Origin of the sequence: Sphingobium sp. JS3065 (genome assembly GCF_026427355.1) — a bacterium.
In the GTDB taxonomy this organism is placed as follows: Bacteria; Pseudomonadota; Alphaproteobacteria; order Sphingomonadales; family Sphingomonadaceae; genus Sphingobium.
Genome location: NZ_CP102665.1, coordinates 82533 through 100217, shown reverse-complemented (window position 1 = coordinate 100217; position 17685 = coordinate 82533). Strand labels below are relative to the sequence as shown.

The following is a 17685-nucleotide window of genomic DNA, read 5'->3' as shown; positions in this document are numbered from 1 at the left end:
GTGGAGAAACGCCATTTGCAGGCTCCAGGAACTGAATCCGAGATCTCCGGCTAAGTCCTCATTTTCCCGGAGGGCGGCGCGCTTAGTGCGGGGATGGCGATACCGCCGTTGATCTGAAGATTTTCGCCGGTCATGAAGCAGTGATCGCCCGCCAGCCATGCGGCCGCGTCCGCCACATCCCGGGCCGTACCGATCCGGCCAAGCGGGATCATGTCGCATATCTCCTCTCGAGCCGTGCGATCCTGCATGATCTCGCTTGCCATGGGCGCATCCAGGGTGGCGCCGGGCGACAGGCTGTTGACGCGGATATTTCTGTGCCCAAAATCGAACGCGGCCGATCGCACCAGCATATCGCCTGCCGCCTTGGAAGCCATATAGGCGGCATGATCGGGCAGAAGTGCCTGGGACGTGACAGAGGAGATCTGGATGATCGAGCCGCCACTACTCTCCATGGCGCGGATCATCGCCTGCAGGAATTGAAACGTCCCGATGAACTGGGTCTTCACCACGGCATCCAGCTCTGCCCGTGTCACCTCAAGGAAAGGCCGAACAAGATTCGCCCCCACCGCATTGACCGCAACGTCGACATGGCCGTAACGCTCAATCGCAAATCGGGTGAGATCCTCAAGATCCTCTTCCAATGTGATGTCGCATCGCCGCGTCAGAACGCCCAATTCGCGACCCGTCCGATCGACATCCGCTTCGTTGCGACCCGCGACGATGACGTCAGCGCCCAACTCCATAAAATGTTGCGCTATCGCGCGACCGATATTCGCCTGCGATACGCCGATGACGATGGCCGTTTTACCCTTCAAGTCGCTCATTGGTGCACTGCCTCATTCAATTCGATCGGCCGGGCGATGAAACTGGCGCTTTGTCGTAAGAGGTTCGTCCAGAATATATATCTCAGGCTGGGCGAGAAACACAGACGCCGTCGCTCACACGCGACAGTCATACAGAATCATTATGTCACCCGCCTGATTGTTCAATCTGAGCCCTGGGCCTTGTTGCCGGAGTGTCCGGGCGCTTGTGTGCCCGGCGCCACCTGTTGTTGAATTCAAGCAGGCCAGCTCCCTTCGAGAGGGGGACCCATATGGGCACCGGCGCCCTGTTGCGGCTTGCGGTCGGAGAGGATGGGGATGACGTCGCGGATGGCGCGGCGGATGCGGGTTTCCGGATCGGTCCACACGTCGAGTATGTAGCTGCCCTCGGCCGCGATCGCGCGCTCCAGGGCGGCGGGCAGGTCGGCCGGGTTGGTGACCCGCTCGCCCTCGACGCCCTGCGCCTTGGCCAGCGCCACGAAGTCGGTGCTTTCGGGCAGGTCCACCCACGGGTTCTGGATGCCCCACAGGCTCATGCCCTGGCGGTTGGCATAGAGGCAGTGATTATTGTCGATGATCACGATCAGCTTGATCTTGCGCTCGGCCAGCGTGGAAAGCTCCATGCAGTCATAGTAGAAGCCGCCGTCGCCATGATAGCTCACCACCGTCCGTTCAGGCGCCGCCAGCTTGGCCCCGATGGCGATGGGCAGGCCTGCGCCCAGCGACATGTAGCGCGAACCGAGCGGCATCGGGGTGACATTCTTGTAGTGGAAGGAGCGGTACAGCATGAAGGCCTGTCCGCCGCTGTCGCCGACGACGAGCGAGTTGTCGGGCAGCAGCTTGGACATCTGGTCGATCAGATAATATTGATTGACCTTCTTCTCCGATCCGCCGTCGCTGCACAGCTGCGCATGATAATCATACCATGACTGCTTGGATGCCGCGATGGCGTCGAGATCGGCCGCGCCGGCCCCCGGGGCGATGCTGTTCTTCTCGACGCTGTCGAGCAGTTGCTGGAGGACGATCCTGGCATGACCGGTGACGCCCAGGGTCGGCTGGAAGATCTTGCCGAGCTGGTTGGGATCGACATCGATCTGGATGACGTTCTTTGGCTTTTCGATGTTCCAGGCGCCGGTGGTCATCTGCGAGAAGGTGGTGCCAATGGCGATCCAGAGATCCGATTTCTGCACCAGTTCGTTGGCGCTGACCCAACCGAACGAGCCGACCACGCCCGCGAACAGGGGATGCTCGTCGGAAATGGCGCCACGGCCGCCCCAGGATGTCGACACCACGGGGATCTGCAAGGCTTCGGCAAAGGCCTGGAGTTCCGCAGTCGCGTCGGCGAGATGAATGCCGCCGCCCACGAAGAGTACGGGTGCGCTGGCCTTGCCGATCATGTCGAGGATGCGCAAGATCGTCGCCTCCGACGCGGCGGGCGGTTCGGGCAGGGTCAGCGGTTCCGCGACGCAGGCGGTCTCATGGGTCAGCGCCTGGAAGGCGATGTCGAGGACCGCCGAGCCCGGACGGCCGGTGCTGGCCGCCAGAACCGCCTGGCGCACCGCGAGCGGCAGGTCATCGGCGATGACCGCCTTGCGGGCCTGCTTGGCGATCGGCTTGAAGGCGGGCAACAGCTCGGCTGAATCCTGCAGCCCTTCGCGAAAGTCCAGAGAACTGTCCAGGTTGACGTCCATCATGAAGAAAGGCGTGCTGTCGGTCTTCGCTGCATAGACCACCGGGCTTGCGTGCAGCGCGCCGACGCAGTGGAACAGGCAGGCCGATGCCGCCCGGCCCTTGACCCGGTTGTAGCCATAGGAAATCCACGCGCCAGACAGTTCCGTGCGCGCATTCATGTTCGCCATGCCGCTCGTCGCAACATGATGGATCACCGCGCCCGTGCCACCACCCGAATAGCCGATCACCAGCTCCACGTTCGACGCATGAAGCGCCTCAACAACCGCCTGTCCACCCGATCGCGCCTCCTGGAAATGACCCATCGCCCGGTCGCTGGCAGCACCATCCACCTTGTCGTCTTTCACGGCATCTCTCCACGCTTAGCTGATTGCCCTCCATCAGAATGGCAATTAACTTGAATGTCAAGTTTATGGCGTATTTTCCTTTGGGAAACGGCATTCGGCCGAACCTGACGCTGCCTCCCCAGCCAAGGCCGAGGTATATTTTCAAGGCGCTAGGCCTCGCAGCCAACATGGCCTGCCTTCTCATTCAGGCATGACCGTGTTAGAAACCTCCCCAAGCTTGCGAAACTCAACCAAATGTCTATTTTCTTGCTAACGTCCAACTTGAGAAAGTGCCTCTTTTGTCTCTGATCTCGATCCTCACGAAACGAATCAACTGGTTTCATGACGCTTTCCAGCAGGCGCTCGAGGCCAATGACGGCCCCTCTTTGACGCGGGCGGAGGCTCTCGTCATTGCCAATATGGCGGCCGGCGAAACGAAGGCCAGCAACATCGCTCGTAATTTGGGCGTGTCCCGGCAGGCGGTCAGCCAAATTTTGGCTGAACTCAGCCAGCGTGACATCATAGTCGTAACTGAAAACCCGGAAGACCGCCGATCGCGCGTCGCTCGGCTCAAGCAGGATCTGGATGACGAGGAGGATCTATGCGCCCGGATCTTTAAGGCCCTTGAAGCGGAATTGGAGGGGAGGATTGGGGCACGCCGGATGAAGGCGTTCCATGAGGCTCTGGAGGGGGCCTGGGGCGAGCCGCCCATTTTGAAGGCGCTGCCCGCTTCAACCCAGCAGAATGCACCCAAGCAGCCCGGCTCAACAAAAGCTTCTTCTTCCAAGCGCGTTAAAGCCGAGGCCTTAGAAGGTTAGAGCAAGCGCTATACAGTTCTGCTTTATGTGTCTTGAGAGCATTTTGATCGATATAGGCCTAATTCGTGGCTGAGACCCGCGATTACCGGAGGCTATTCAGCTTGAATTATACGGTCATGGGGCTGGTGACGTGACCTCCTGATTTTCCTCTTTGAACTGACTTGCAAGCCCGATGTGCGTTGCCGCCTTCGCCATTACCGGCAGTCATGGTCATCGTCCTACCGACGGCTGCCAGCGTTCAAAACGGAGATAAGGCTGATCCTTGGATGCATCGGTTCGGCCAATTATCTGCCGTTGGAAAGGGACTTGAATGATCAAGACAGAGAGGTTTGGAGCGGTACTGACGATTTTTCTGGATAGACCGGAACAACGCAATGCGATGTCGGATGCGGTGGTATCGTCTTTAATCGAGACCGTTCGCGATGCAGACCATGATGATGACCTTGGAGCGATCATCCTGACGGGAACAGGGCGGGGCTTTTGCGCCGGTAGCGATTTGACGGGTCTTGCCGCTATGTCGCCGGCCGACCGCCAGCGCTTTGAGGCTGATTCCGGCCAAGTGGCCCGAATGATCGGGCAAAGCGCCAAGCCTGTGATAGCCGCGGTGCATGGATTTGCGATCGGGGGTGGGCTTACGCTGGCGGCGAGTTGCGATATCGTCATCACCGACGCCGCCGCGAAGTGGAGCATGCCCGAAGTGCCGATAGGGCTCTTCCCCGCCTGGGGAATCGGCGCCATAATCAGTCGCATCGGCGTTCCCGCCGCGCGGCGCCTGTGCTGGGGGATCGACACTCTTTCCGGGACTGAGGCGCAAGCCTGCGGGCTTGCAGACCTTGTGGAGGATCGCCCTCTTGAAGCTGCTATCGTTCTAGCCGAGCGGCTTGCCGCCCTGCCGCGATGGCAGGCGGGTGCCGTGAAGACCTTCTTCAGCAGCTTCGTGCCTGAAGAACGGCTCGACATCGAAGCGAACCGCCTGTTTTTGAACGCAACGACTTCGCCCGTAGCCGAGAAGAGCTTCACCCGTTTCGGAGGCAAGACGTGAAGGTCTTTGCAAGGTCTTTGCACCCCCCCCTATTCGCGACGAACCTGCATACTCCCTCCGCTTGGCGGCGATGGGATTGTCGATGCGATAAGCCATTGGCTGCACATGAACTGCAGGCCCGTGAGGAGTGGACGGACGCGGACTCTAACATTGACCTTGGCCGGACCTCTCGTCAACCCTTGAGTGTGCACAACCCTGACGACGGTGTCGCCATCGCCTTCCAGCTATGGTGTGAGCCGGATAAGCGAAGCCTTGCGTCCGTAGTCAGCGCGCACATGAACCGCTGACGGCTCTCACTTTGTCCATTTGCCGACGAAAGTTTGCACTCGACACTCGGCGAAGCAAAAGCTTATTTTGCCAATGCTATTGGATTAAATGCACAAAATTTATTATATTACAATCGTTTATATCATAATTAGGTCTATCATCGAGGCGGCAGGCTCACCCGTCATCGCGACCAATATATGAAAGTAAATTGACAGTTATCGCTGTAAGGTATTAATTGGGAGTCGAAAGCGACAGGAGAGTTCAGCACGTGGGTATCGAGACAATAGAAACCACATCCAGCGACCGGGCGATGGGTCATTTCCAGGAGGCGCGATCGGGTGGACAGGCGGTTGTTGAGGCGCTTCATGCGTCGAACGTGGAGCTGGTGATCGGCTATTCGGGTGGTGGCACGGGCGCGGTGATCCATCATGTTGCGACGAGCGGCATGGCGAACATGAATGCGCGCACGGAACTGTCTGGCGCGTGGATTTCCTATGGCTACAACCGGGTCAAGGGCCGGGCGGCATCGGCCTGCCTGTTCCACTGCGTCGGCGCGCTGCACGCAAGCCCGGTGGTCTATGCAGCGAAGACCGACAGCACGCCTTTCTTCATGATGGACGTCAACCTGGACAGTTCTCTGGACTTTCGCGAAGGGCTGCAGGATTCAGCCGAGCTGTTGCCCGCCTTCAAGCCGATCGCCAAGCAGGCCCGCAAGGCGGTCATCGCCGATGACCTGCCGCTCGCGGTGCGCCAGGCGGTTCTGGCGGCCAGCACCGGCCGTCCGGGCTCGGCGGTCCTCGACATCGCCTTCCAGGCGCTGACCCATGAGACCGCCTGCGTCGCGGAACCGCTGACCCTGCCCGAACCGCCCGCCGCGTCGGAGGCGACGATCTTGCGCATCCTCGACATGATCGGCAAGGCCAGCGCACCCGTACTCTTCGTGGGCGGCGGCATTCATCTCGCCGACGCGACTGCGGAACTCCAGGCCTTTGCCGAAGCCTTGCAGATCCCCGTGGTGTCGACATCCTGGGGCGGCCGTGGCGCCATTTCCGACGAGCATCCCCTGTTCGCGGGCGTGGTCGGCTCGTTCGGTTGGGTCAGCGCCAACGAACTGGTGCAGAAATCGGATCTCTGGATCGCCATTGGCACCACCTTCTCGCAGATGACCACCGGCGCCTGGAACATCGAAAAGCCAAAGAACGTCATCCAGATCGATGTCGATCCCAACCAGCTCGGCAAGATCTTCCAGCCGACCCTGGGCGTCACCGGTCATGCCAGGATCGTCCTCCAGCAACTGCTCGACAGCGTCGAGAAGAACAGCATCGCCCCGGGGGCCGGCGCGGCCGATCTCGACGCCATCGCGGCATCCAAGCAGTCATGGTATGATTATCATGCGCAGCTGTGCAGCGACGGCGGATCGGAGAAGAAGGTCAATCAATATTATCTGATCGACCAGATGTCCAAGCTGCTGCCCGACAACTCGCTCGTCGTCGGCGACAGCGGCGGACAGGCCTTCATGCTGTACCGCTCCTTCCACTACAAGAATGTCACCCCGATGCCGCTCGGTTCGCGCTACATGTCGCTGGGCGCAGGCCTGCCCATCGCCATCGGGGCCAAGCTGGCGGCGCCTGAACGGACGGTGGTGAGCTATCATGGCGACGGCGGCTTCTACTATGACTGCATGGAGCTTTCCACGCTGGCCGAGCGCAAGATCAAGCTGATCGTGATCATCGACAATAATCACTGCCTCTATGCCAACCGCCAGGGCATGAGCCTGTGGGGCATCCAGAACCCGTGGGTGGACCTGCCCGAAAGCACCGACTTCGTGGCGCTGGCCAAGGCGCAGGGCGTCGAGGGCGAGCGGGTCACCAACCCGGCCGACCTGCCCGCCGCCCTGGAGCGCGCGATCGCGGCCGAGGGCAGCTACATACTCGACGTGTGGACCGATCCGGAAACCCGCATCCGCCGCGCCATCCGCGACGTCATCCCCATCCTCTCCGACCGCAAGCCGCAACAGGGCGCCGGTGCCCATATGGGTCCCCCCCTCGAAGGGAGCTGGCCCGCTTGAATTCAACAACAGGTGGCGCCGGGCACACAAGCGCCCGGACACTTCGGCAGGCTGGGCCGCAACGTTATCCAAGACGGGCAAGACCCCGCCGCTACTATATATGGCTGCGCATGAACGCAGCCAGGAGAGGTTGAAATGGAAGCCGCGACATTCGAGGCGACATGTGATTATCTGGTTTTGGGCGGCGGTTCGGCGGGTTGCGTGCTCGCCAGCCGCCTGAGCGAACAAGTTTCCGCCGACGTTATCCTTGTGGAAGCGGGCCATGCTCCCGGCCCCGATGCGGACGGCGCGGTCGTGCGGGACGCACGCGTCCGCACCATGGGCAACCCACGGCTATTCTGGCCGAACATGATCGCCAAGACCAACGCATCGGGGCCAGGCCTGCCGCTGCTGGCGGCGCGCGTTCTGGGCGGTGGATCGTCGATCAACGGCATGCACGCCCTGCGCGGCCTCGTGTCCGACTATGACGAGTGGCGGCAATTGGGCGTGACGGGCTGGAGCTGGGAAGAGGTGCTGCCTTTTTTCAAGAAGCTGGAAACCGATCATGACTTTGACGGGGAAGATCATGGCCGCGACGGTCCCTTGCACCTCCGGCGCGTCGATTCCACGAAATGGAGCGGCCTGAGCCAGGCGATCGCCACCGCGCTGGAGGGTCGGGGGATCAAGGAAATTCCCGACTTCAACATCGAACAGGGCGACGGCTATGGCGCCGTGCCCCTCAACGCGGACGGTCCGCAACGGCAATCGGCGGCCGACGCCTATCTTACGCCGCAGGTCAGGGCGCGCCCTAACCTGTCGATCCGCACCGAGACGACCGGGCAGCGGCTCCTGTTCGACGGGCGACGCGTCGTCGGCGCTGAGGTCGAGCAGAATGGGCGCGTGACCCGGATCATGGCTGCCGAGACGATCGTCTGCATGGGAGCGATCCACTCGCCTGCTTTCCTGATGAAGTCGGGGATCGGCCCCGCGGCCGATTTGACAGCAGCGGGTATTCCCGTCGTTGCGGACCGGCGCGGTGTCGGCACGAACCTGATCAATCACCCCTTCCTGACCATCGGCGCCCATCTCAAGCCCGAGGGGCGGCAGACCCGTGCGGTACCCCACCCCTGCCCCATGCTGGTCCGCTATTCGTCCAAGGTGCCGGGCTGCCCACCGACCGACATGATGCTGGACGTGTGGGAACGCACACCGAACCAGTTGAACTGGGATCCCCTTGCCGCTCAGGTGGCGAACCTGATGATCCTCCTCAACAAAGTCTATTCGACCGGCTCCGTAAGGATTGAGCCCGCGGGCAATCTGGACGTAAACTTCAATTTTCTGAGCGATCAGCGCGACATGGACCGCATGATCGGCAGCCTGCACTTCGTCGCGAACCTCGTGAATGCAGCGCCGGTGGCCAGGCTGGTGAACCTCAGCTTCCTTCCCAACTACGCTTCGCCGCTGGTTTTCAAGCTCATGCAGAATGACTGGCAGGCACAGATGCTCAGCGTCGCGGGCGCAATCGGACTGTCCGCCCCCGGCCCGCTCCGCGACCGCTTCCTTGCCAAGGCGGGACGCGACCTGAAGGAGATCATCGACGATCCGGAGGCTGTGAGAACGCAGGTGGCCCAGTCCACCCTCGCTGGCGGGCATTCCGCCGGAACCTGCCGCATGGGCGATCCGGGCCAGGACACCACCGTCACCGACTCGCGCTGCCGCGTGGTCGGCGTGGACGGGCTGCGCGTCGTCGACACCTCCATCTTCCCCACCCTCATGGCGGCAGGAACGAATATCCCAGTGATGATGGCCGCTGAAAAGGCCTCAAACATGATCCTGGAGGACGATCGCGCATGAGCAACGACCTATCTCTGCGCTTTGCGCCACATCTGGGATATATCACCCAGACCGAACCGCTTTTCCGGCAAAGCGTCGGAACCATCAACCCGGCCGATCATATCGCCTTCGCCGCGCAACAGGGATTTGCCGGGATCTTCGACCCCTGGATGATCAGCCGTCCGGAAGCGGAGATCGAGGACCTGATCTCGGCCCTGCGCCAGCATGACCTGGAAAGCGGAGGTATCACCTACGCTCCTTTCGATGTCATGTTCACCGCGCTTTTCGCGCGCGATGGGCGATCGGCCTGGACCGAAATCGAACGGAATCTGGATCGTTCGATTGCCCTGGCGAACAGGGTCGGCAGCAAGACGGTTGAAGTGGTTCTGCAAGGAACGCCCGATCTCCCCTGGCTTGAACAGGAAAAGGCAGCCGCCGAGCATATGCGACGGGCGGGCGACCGCGCGGCTGCCGCCGGTTTGGTCATCGGGATCGAACATATGATCGCGCTTCCTAACCTGCTGCTGAGGACGACGGAGGCGGCGGTCAGCTTCCTGGAGAAGACCGGACATCCGGCTGTGCGCCTGATATTCGACACCGGCCATGTCCAGGATATGGATGGCGACATTCACGCGGCCTGGGAATTGGCGCGCGACTATGTTTCCACGGTGCAACTGGCCGACATGCCTGGACGGATCGCACCCGGAACAGGAACGCTCGATCTGGTCCGCTTCCTGGCGCAAGCCGTCCGGGACGGCAAAGCGGACGGTCTGATCGAACTAGAGCATGGCTGGACGGAAGCATCTGCCGCAGCCGAGCATTCAGGCATCGCCGCGCTCCGGCGAATGGAAGTTGAGGTCGGCCTCGCGCTTGAGAGCGCCGATACGAAATAGACCAGATCACAGGCCTGCGATTGACCACGAGAGACCGGAAGATATGGAACAGATGATGAGATTTGATGGGCGGGTCGCCTTGGTGACCGGCGGCGGCCGGGGCATGGGGCGCGCGCACTGCCACCTCCTGGCTGAACGTGGCGCGAAGGTCGTGGTCAATGATTTCGGCGTCGCGATGGACGGCGTCGTCGCTGTGGACACGCCGGCTGCAACCGTAGCCGGCGAAATCGTGAACGCGGGTGGCGAGGCCATTGCCGATCACAATGATGTCTCAACGCCCGAGGGCGCCCAGGCGATGGTCCATGCGGCTGTTGAAAAATGGGGCCGTATCGACATCGTCGTGCATAACGCCGGCATCGTGCGCTTCGCGCCCTTCGGCGAGATGAGCTACGAAGATTACCGCAGCGTGATGTCTGTCCATCTGGATGGCGGGTTCCTGGTCAGCAGGGCAGCCTGGCCGCACATGATGGCGCAGAAATATGGCCGCATCGTCTTCATAACCTCGCAGGCCGCACTGGCCGGTCTTGAAAATAACGCCAATTACGGGGCGGCGAAGACCGGCCTGGTTGGATTGGCGCGCGGCATGGCCCTTGATGGCGCCCAGCACGGCATCAAGGTCAATTCGGTCGGCGTGTTGGCGCTCACGCGAATGATGGACGGATTCTTCGCGGATCCGGATGACGCGCGGCCCAGTATCGGGGCGGGGGGCGATGCAAAGGATTGGTGGCGCACTTATGTTCGCCCGGAACTCACATCGCCCGCCATCGGCTATCTCGCGCATGAGGAATGTCCGTTTACCGGCGAGATTTTCGACACGGCCGCAGGTCGCATCTGCCACGAATATTTCGCGATAACGGAAGGATTCATCGATTTGAACCTGACGATGGAGTCGATCAGAGACAATCTGGAGCAGCTTACCTCCCGCGCCGCAGGCACCAGGGATTTCTCCAACTCCGTCGATTTTCTGCAATATCAGCTCAATCGTCTGGCGCAGCAGCCGGGTGTGCCCCCGATACCGGCCAAATGATGCCGTAGGGGGAAACGCCGGTCCTTAAGAACAGCGTGTATGACACATTATTTTGCAGGTTTAGTTTGACGGAGAAACGGTAGTGAACAATCGTCTTGAAGGAAAAATCGCGGTCGTTACCGGCTTTGGCAGCGGCCTGGGCAGGGGATGCGCGCTGATGTTCGCGCAGCAGGGCGCAAAGGTTATCGGCTGTGACTTGAATACCGCTGGCGCCGAGGAAACGGTGGCGATGGCGCAGGCGCAGCAGTTGCAAATCGACAATCGCTCGCCGATCGATTTCCTCGACGAAGGTCAGATTAAGGACTTGATGGCCGATGTAGCCGACATTTATGGCGGCATCGACATTCTCGTGACTGCCGCCGGGCGCGCCGCATTCGGCCCAGTTGCGGACATGTCCCTCGCCGACTGGCGAACGACGATGACCGGTGAACTGGATATCGTCTTTCTGCCCGTGCGCGCCGTATGGCCGCATATGCAGAAGCGAGGCGGCGGGTCGATCATCAACTTCGCATCGGTTGCCGCCTGGGGCGGCGTCAAGGGCCTCCCCCAGGTCGCCCATGCAACTGGCAAGGGTGGGGTTCTCGCAATGACGCGGCAAATAGCGTTGGAAGGCGCGGTCCATAATATTCGGGCGAATTCGCTCTCTCCAGGCCTGGTGGTAACGCCCGCAACGCAGGGAGCCTTCGACAACATACCGGGCTTTGAAGACGCGATACGGGAGAAGACACTTCTCAATCGCTTCGGCAAGCCCGAAGACATCGCCTATGCCGCAGTCTATCTCGCATCGGACGAATCGTCCTGGGTTACAGGCACTGATATCATCATCGATGGCGGTGCCACCGCCTGGTAGTAAGATCGGTGACTTGCCGCGATGAAGACCGCCCATCGCGGCAAGTCGCCTGAGGCCGGCTCAGAAGCCTGCCCCTCAGGACTACGGCCCCTAACGGCTTCGGGTCTTCGTGATCCATCTTGCCAGAGCAGGTCGGGTCAGAACACAGTCCGGAGTGATCGACCCAAAAAATGAGTTCGCGTTCGCTAGCACAAGCCGAACGCTCGGCTGCGGACTGCTCACGATGAGTCATCGTGAGCGCTTAATGTGCTTCCGCCCACAAGGACAGAAGCACACTCACATTGCCGATATCAAAAACTCATCGGCCCGTCTGGCGCAGATCCCGAAATGACATCAATAGAGCTGCATCAGGACGAAGCCCGCTTCCCCAAACGGGCTTAGGAGTAAGGGTTTTCAATACCAGTCAGCTCCTGCCAGAGGCTGTAGAAATGCCTTATCTTGAGCTCCTGCTTCTTCGCGAACATCGTTCGTTTGAGCTGATTGTTCCGCACCCCACGCTGAATCGCGTTCATATTGACGATATCCTGCGAAAAGAAGGGACCGAAGAATGACAACTCGGTTGCCGCAGTGAAATCCTCGTCCGCGTCAAGAAGCCTCATCGTTGCCGAGGCAGGACGCTCGCCGCTCTCCGGCACCGGCGTCATCACCATGATGTCCATGATGCTTTGGTCCGGCGTATCTCCGTACGGGCGGAACCGGAGCGCTACACCCATGGATGCGCTGAACAGCTCCATATTCGGGAACAGGGTATAATAGAAGATGTCGATCAGTTCTGAATCCGACATCTCGTCGATGATCGGCCCTACAGCCGGAGCGAGTTGCTTGCGCAACGCGGCCGCATAGGCTTGCCGCCCGGAAAGGCCTTCAGGAACCGGTGGCAACGGCTCATCGTCTTCCAGCCTGCCCAGCGCCACTTCGAGAATCTTCTGTGTCGTGGGCGTCTCTGCCACCGCGTCGCTCGCCAACCCTTGTGCGACGATGCCGCGGGCGAAATTACCCCAAGCATCCTGGAACGAACAATCCTCGTTCACGACCTGTCCAAATTGTGGATGAGTATAGGGCGTATGCCAAGACTCCATGAAGGCTTCATGCAGCAGTTTCCAATTGCAGGGGAATATCTTGGCGACATGGACCGTCTTTACCCGATTGGAATAATCCATCCGCTCGAAGTGGCGTGAAAGACCTGCAAAATGCTCATCGAAGGGCTGAGCGTCCTTGTCGGGATTGATGAAGACAAACCCATCCCACAATCCTATCTGTACTTCGGGAAGCGAAAGATCCTTCTTCTCGGCACAGAATTCATTTTCATGGGGCATCATCGTGCACTTGCCGTTCAGGGTCCAGGTGAACCCATGGAACTGGCACTGCAGGAAGCGGACACGACCCGGCGTCTTGCGCAGCGGAACGCCGCGGTGCAGGCACGCATTAAAGTAACCTTTGACGGTGTCCGGGCCTGATCTGACGATCACGATCGAGAGATCGGCCACTTCATAGAGGAAGGTGTCACCCACCTCCGGAATATCTTCCTCGCGGCAGGCCAACTGCCACGTGCGCCGCCAGATGCGCTCCCGCTCTATTTCGGCCACTTCGCGGTCGAAGTACCAAGAGGTAGGAATAGCCGGGGGTCCAACATCGGTCTGACCTCGTTCCCGAAGGATCGAAGGAACCGGTCGACTGTCCCGGTCCAGCGCTTCATCATAGCTCGACGGCTGCCCTGCATGCCGGCGGATTGAAACCGTCTCATTCATAACTAACCTCTCGCACTATTTTATTATTCCGACGTTCCGCCAAGGTTGCTTGGCCGGGTCGCGCCTGAAGCCTTGGCAATCCAGTAGCAGAGCGCAGCATCGGCAGTTCGCAGCTTGCCCTCGATCCAGTTGCCATCATGATCGAAAACGCCCGTCGTGCCGTCTGGGGCAATCACCTCGACAAGCCCATCCTCACGTTTGCGGTAATTACCCTTCAAAATTGGATGGGTCAGCGATGGCATGGCAACGTCCTCTCCTTGCTTCCAGGCACTCGGGCCAATGTGTTCCTGGCCGATAATTTTGTCAAGAATATTGATCGTATTTTCTCGGTCGATACGGCGGCTCCTGGATTCCGGCGGCCGCTGGCCATGTCTAACATGCTGAATCAAAGCTGCGCTTCTTCGATTGAACGATCGCGGCAGAGTGAAAAATCGGCGCCCCGGATAATCAGCCATATTGCAGCACCTTGCCCAACCATTAAATGCAAGCAAATTGACATTTGAGGATGGAAGTCCTCTCGGCCCCCCCCTGTATAAGCGTCCACATTCAGGCTGGCACAGACCAGGAGCGCTTCGGGGTTCCCCTGCGCTCCTGCGTGATTTGCCCGTTGCGCGGACGAAAGCCGGAATGCGGCCGCGTATAAAAAATCTGGAACGAGGGGGATAGCGATGTGCAGATGCGCCGGATCGAGCCTGCTTTCCATCATCGCACGGTGTTCCCCGCGTCGATGATCGGCGGGTGCTGAGCGGCATCCTGTTTGTGTTCCGCAATGGTTTGCGATGGCGGGATGCGCCACGGGCTTACGGACCGCATAAGACGATCTACAACCGCTTCATTCGCTGGAGCCGATTGGGTGTGTTCAACCACATTTTGGCAGAACTGGCCAAGCAAGGCGAGGAGGGCTGACCACAGGCTGCATGTGGTGTGTGACGGCAAAGGCCGGCCTGTGCTCCTGCATCTTACAGAAGGGCAGGCCAGCGATCAAATAGCCCTCTTGTTACTGATCGTCGTGCGCACCGGCTTGCCTCGGATCACTCCTTGCAGACCTAGATCGCGCACTCGCGGTTCCACCGTGCATCAGGCGATGCCTAAGCCTGCGGTTCATCTGCCGCCAAACCTTGCACCCCGTAGATGTCGAAGTTCTCGGCTAACAGCGGCGTAGCGACGATAGCAACCATGAAGGTTTCGATTGCAACATCCAAACCTTCATGGGGGCCATCGTCAGTGCTTCCGCCGGCTGGCGGCGGCTGAAACCGGTCCGGAGCCTAGCTGGCGGAATTACCTGGCGTTCACGGGCTTCACGCCCGCGGCTTGCAGCTTCCCGAGACGGTTGTTGAGGGCAGCTTCCACGCTGCTGAACACGTTCGTGCGGCTGGCGTCCAGTATCTTTGGCATATTTTCATCCACATCCTCCAGGGTCAGATCGGGCTTCACAAAGCCTTCTGTGGCGCTGAAGAACAGATGGAACGTATGCCCGCCGCCCGTATCCAGAATCTCACCATTAAGGTGGCACTTCTCATGCACCAGCCACGCTGCAACCGGAGCGACTTTGTCGGTGCTAAAATTGGCCTTCCACCACTCCTCCTCACCTGCGATGTTATCCATGCTCGGCGCTTCGGCTCCGTCCGGTGTGAAGAAGGTATCCGTCAGAAGCCGTGTGTAGCCGAGAACGCCTAGAGCGTTGGACCGGATATCGGCATCGCCACCCTCGAAGGACAGCATGCGTGCCATGCCGGCGGAGGCCCACTTCGCGGAGCCATAATGGGCGACATTCCTGGCGCCAGCAGTACCCACGTGCGAAGTGATGAACAGGATGCGGCCATATTTTTGCTGCCGCATAAAGGGCCACGCCGCCCGCGTCACTCTCCACGGCCCATCATAATGGACCGACCTGTTCCGCTCGAACTCCTCGTAGCCGATGTCTTCGAACGGCGTCCAGTTGCTCACGCCGGCATTGTTTATGAGTATGTCGACCCGACCAAAACTGTCGATGGCCGTCTTGACGATCGACTCGGCACCCTCTGCCGTGATGACGCTGCCGTAAGACGCGACAGCCTCGCCGCCAGACGCCTTGATCTCCTCCACCACATCATCGGCCGCGGACCGTAGTTCGCCTGAATCCGATTTGAGGTCGTTAACGACGACACTTGCGCCCCGCGAAGCGAGTAACAGGGCAAACGCCCTGCCCATCCCTCGTCCGGCTCCCGTGACGATCGCGACCCTACCATCGAAACGCAATTCCGACATACATGTCCTTTCCCTTTATAAGCCGCAGTTGCCGTGGCTGCGTGCTTCGTTCTAGCCCACTCGTGAACCCAAGCGCCTAACGGGTCTGTGCACGCCTTTTCCTGCCGCATCGGCGCGCCGCTTTCGTAAGTCACTATGCGCTGAAACGCTGGGGGCACTACGCTCTACAAATCGTGGATTCCAACTCCCTGCACATGCCACGCGGTTCCGCCAATGAATTCTGGCCCGAAAAGCGGCGTTTGCCGCAATTGTGACAGCCAAAACAGGATTTCCACCCGTCTTCACATGTTTATACATATAAACATATTCTAGCGATGCAGTAAATAAGGGGCGGTTGTCAAGGAGCGCCTCAGCCATTCGGCGTTAGAGAAGTTGGTGAAGTCAGCATATCGCACCAACATTGGAATCCCGACCTTTTCCATGGCGCCCGACCACGATGGTTGGATTCAAGCTATAGGAGCATAACCGTACGGTAGAGCAGGAAGATTCGCTTTTGCCGTTGCGCATCGGCGGGTTGGGCGTTATCTCGTGCGTGATATCGAACACGTTCTCATACAAACGCAGTTGACGCTATCCGGGCGGCTTCCGAACGCGCAGATCAGAACCGTTCGCAAGCATGTGTTAAGCGTTGAAAGCGCGCCACACTAAGAAAAGCCAAAATATTATAGGATCAGGAGCATTTTTCATGACGGCCAGTGCTATCGAAGTCGCCGAGCTGGAAGGGTTTAACCCGTTCGATCAGGCGTACATCCACGATCCGCTTGGCCAGATAACGCGGATGCACACCGTCGCGCCGGTTTTCTACTATCGACCGTTGGATGTCTGGTTCATCACCAAATATTCGGACGTCAAACGCGCTCTCAAGGACGCGGAGACGTTTTCGAACAAGGTCTTCGGGTTTCTGCCCCCGCCTGCGGACCTGGGCCCGAAGGTCAAAGTGTTCACGGATCATGAGCTTCTCGTCGGTATGGACGCGCCCGAGCACTCCACCCTCCGGCAACCGCTTGCCAGCGTGTTCACACACCGGCTCATTTCGGACATGGAAGAAACGGTTCGCGAAACGGCCAACAAACTCATCGATAGCTTCATAGACGATCGCGAGGGTGAGCTGATGACTCAGTACAGCTACCCGTTGACACTCGCCACGATTGTACAAGTATTCGGTATGCCTGCGGAAGACTCGGCTTTATTTCGCGGATGGACCGATGACTTCATGAGTATGCTCACTTTCAAACGATCCGCAGATGCGAAGGTCGATGAGCAGCTGCCACCCGAAAAGGTTCGGGAACACTGGACCAACATCCTGGGAGCTAAAAAATATTTCGAAGAATATGTTGCACGCCTTCGGACTAATCCGGAACAAAATGTGTTTTCGAACGTCCTCGCTCTAAAGAAGCCAGATGGCGGAAACGTGATTTCCAATGAATCCGCCGTGGCGAACTTTCCTAACCTTATCGCGGCCGGTCATGATACGACCGCAAACCTCATAGGGCAAGCCTTCCGTCTTCTGAGCGACAATCCCGATCAGTTGAAACTTCTGCAGGATGACCTGTCGCTTGTGCCCCAAGCAATCGAAGAGACCTTGCGCATGCGTCCCTCGTCCCCTGGCGCCCTGCGCACCACAAAATCCGCTGTCGTGGTCCGCGGCATCGAGATACCAGCCGGGGCATCTGTATTCGTGATGCTCAACGCCGCCGGGCTAGATGCAGAGCAATTTGAGAATCCTGGTAAATTTGACCTGCGGCGGACAAATTCCGCACAGCATCTTGCGTTTGGAATTGGTCGTCACAGTTGTATCGGCAGCCAACTGGCGAGGCTGCAAGCGCGGGTTGCCATTAATGAACTTTTGCAACGCATCCCGAGTGCGCGGCTTTCCCGCTCCAAATCGGTTACCTATACTCCAAGCCTCGGGCAGCGATTGACGACCTCACTGCCAATTGAGTGGTGACTGCTGACTGGCGAATCATGCATTCTGCCGGAAACCAGGAAACGCATGGCTTGCAGTAATGTGATCAAGTCTTATCAAACAGCCGCTAAAGCCAGGAGGTAGCTCGTCATCTTCTGTCAACAGCAACGC

At 59.5% G+C, this 17685-nt stretch carries 13 protein-coding genes and 2 pseudogenes; 9 read left to right on the top strand and 6 right to left on the bottom strand.

From position 1 onward, the window contains the following. Positions 1-50 precede the first annotated feature (50 nt). Both NUH86_RS17925 and NUH86_RS17920 read right to left on the bottom strand, forming a co-directional pair. Complete coding sequence (locus NUH86_RS17925; RefSeq protein ID WP_267252680.1) at positions 51-824, bottom strand: SDR family NAD(P)-dependent oxidoreductase; 774 nt, start codon at positions 822-824, stop codon at positions 51-53. A 233-nt stretch (positions 825-1057) separates the two neighbouring features. Then, complete coding sequence (locus NUH86_RS17920; protein ID WP_267252679.1) at positions 1058-2857, bottom strand: thiamine pyrophosphate-binding protein; 1800 nt, start codon at positions 2855-2857, stop codon at positions 1058-1060. Between the two features lie 278 nt (positions 2858-3135). Between NUH86_RS17920 and NUH86_RS17915 the strand changes: the two genes are divergently transcribed. The 7 genes from NUH86_RS17915 to NUH86_RS17885 all read left to right on the top strand — a co-directional run bounded on the left by NUH86_RS17915 (position 3136) and on the right by NUH86_RS17885 (position 11613). Continuing rightward, a complete protein-coding gene (locus tag NUH86_RS17915; protein WP_267252678.1) occupies positions 3136-3654 on the top strand; it encodes a MarR family winged helix-turn-helix transcriptional regulator in 519 nt (172 codons plus the stop codon). Between the two features lie 310 nt (positions 3655-3964). Then, positions 3965-4696 (top strand): enoyl-CoA hydratase/isomerase family protein, encoded by a 732-nt coding sequence (locus NUH86_RS17910; RefSeq protein ID WP_267252677.1) that lies wholly within the window; start codon positions 3965-3967, stop codon positions 4694-4696. Between the two features lie 535 nt (positions 4697-5231). After that, on the top strand, positions 5232-7031 hold the full coding sequence (locus NUH86_RS17905) for a thiamine pyrophosphate-binding protein (RefSeq protein WP_267252676.1): 1800 nt from the start codon (positions 5232-5234) through the stop codon (positions 7029-7031). A 135-nt stretch (positions 7032-7166) separates the two neighbouring features. After that, on the top strand, positions 7167-8864 hold the full coding sequence (locus tag NUH86_RS17900; RefSeq protein WP_267252675.1) for a GMC family oxidoreductase: 1698 nt from the start codon (positions 7167-7169) through the stop codon (positions 8862-8864). After that, complete coding sequence (locus NUH86_RS17895; protein ID WP_267252674.1) at positions 8861-9736, top strand: TIM barrel protein; 876 nt, start codon at positions 8861-8863, stop codon at positions 9734-9736. Before NUH86_RS17900 ends, NUH86_RS17895 begins: the two co-directional genes overlap by 4 nt. Before the next feature lie 52 nt (positions 9737-9788). Beyond that, positions 9789-10763 carry an SDR family NAD(P)-dependent oxidoreductase gene (locus NUH86_RS17890; protein ID WP_267252673.1) on the top strand — a complete coding sequence of 325 codons (975 nt, stop codon included), beginning with the start codon at positions 9789-9791 and terminating at the stop codon, positions 10761-10763. An 82-nt stretch (positions 10764-10845) separates the two neighbouring features. After that, positions 10846-11613, top strand: coding sequence for an SDR family NAD(P)-dependent oxidoreductase (locus NUH86_RS17885; protein ID WP_267252672.1), 768 nt, complete (start codon positions 10846-10848; stop codon positions 11611-11613). 377 nt (positions 11614-11990) lie between these two features. On the opposite strand, the gene NUH86_RS17880 is transcribed toward NUH86_RS17885, so the two are convergent. Both NUH86_RS17880 and NUH86_RS17875 read right to left on the bottom strand, forming a co-directional pair. Then, a complete protein-coding gene (locus NUH86_RS17880) occupies positions 11991-13361 on the bottom strand; it encodes an aromatic ring-hydroxylating oxygenase subunit alpha (protein ID WP_267252671.1) in 1371 nt (456 codons plus the stop codon). Between the two features lie 23 nt (positions 13362-13384). Next, entirely contained in the window at positions 13385-13816 is a 432-nt protein-coding gene (locus NUH86_RS17875) for a hypothetical protein (RefSeq protein WP_267252670.1), read from the bottom strand. 221 nt (positions 13817-14037) lie between these two features. Between NUH86_RS17875 and NUH86_RS17870 the strand changes: the two are divergent. Then, positions 14038-14261: pseudogene (locus NUH86_RS17870) on the top strand (transposase); the annotation flags it as partial. A gap of 84 nt (positions 14262-14345) precedes the next feature. Here the strand turns inward: NUH86_RS17870 and NUH86_RS24880 are convergent. Together NUH86_RS24880 and NUH86_RS17865 are read right to left on the bottom strand one after the other, a co-directional pair. After that, positions 14346-14506 (bottom strand): annotated as a pseudogene (locus tag NUH86_RS24880) (IS3 family transposase); the annotation flags it as partial. Positions 14507-14639: 133 nt separating this feature from the next. Beyond that, positions 14640-15608 (bottom strand): SDR family NAD(P)-dependent oxidoreductase, encoded by a 969-nt coding sequence (locus tag NUH86_RS17865; protein ID WP_267252669.1) that lies wholly within the window; start codon positions 15606-15608, stop codon positions 14640-14642. A 685-nt stretch (positions 15609-16293) separates the two neighbouring features. On the opposite strand from NUH86_RS17865, the gene NUH86_RS17860 reads away from it, so the two are divergent. Then, the gene (locus NUH86_RS17860) at positions 16294-17556 is read left to right on the top strand and encodes a cytochrome P450 (protein WP_267252668.1); all 1263 of its coding nucleotides are present in this window, start codon (positions 16294-16296) and stop codon (positions 17554-17556) included. Positions 17557-17685 lie beyond the last annotated feature (129 nt).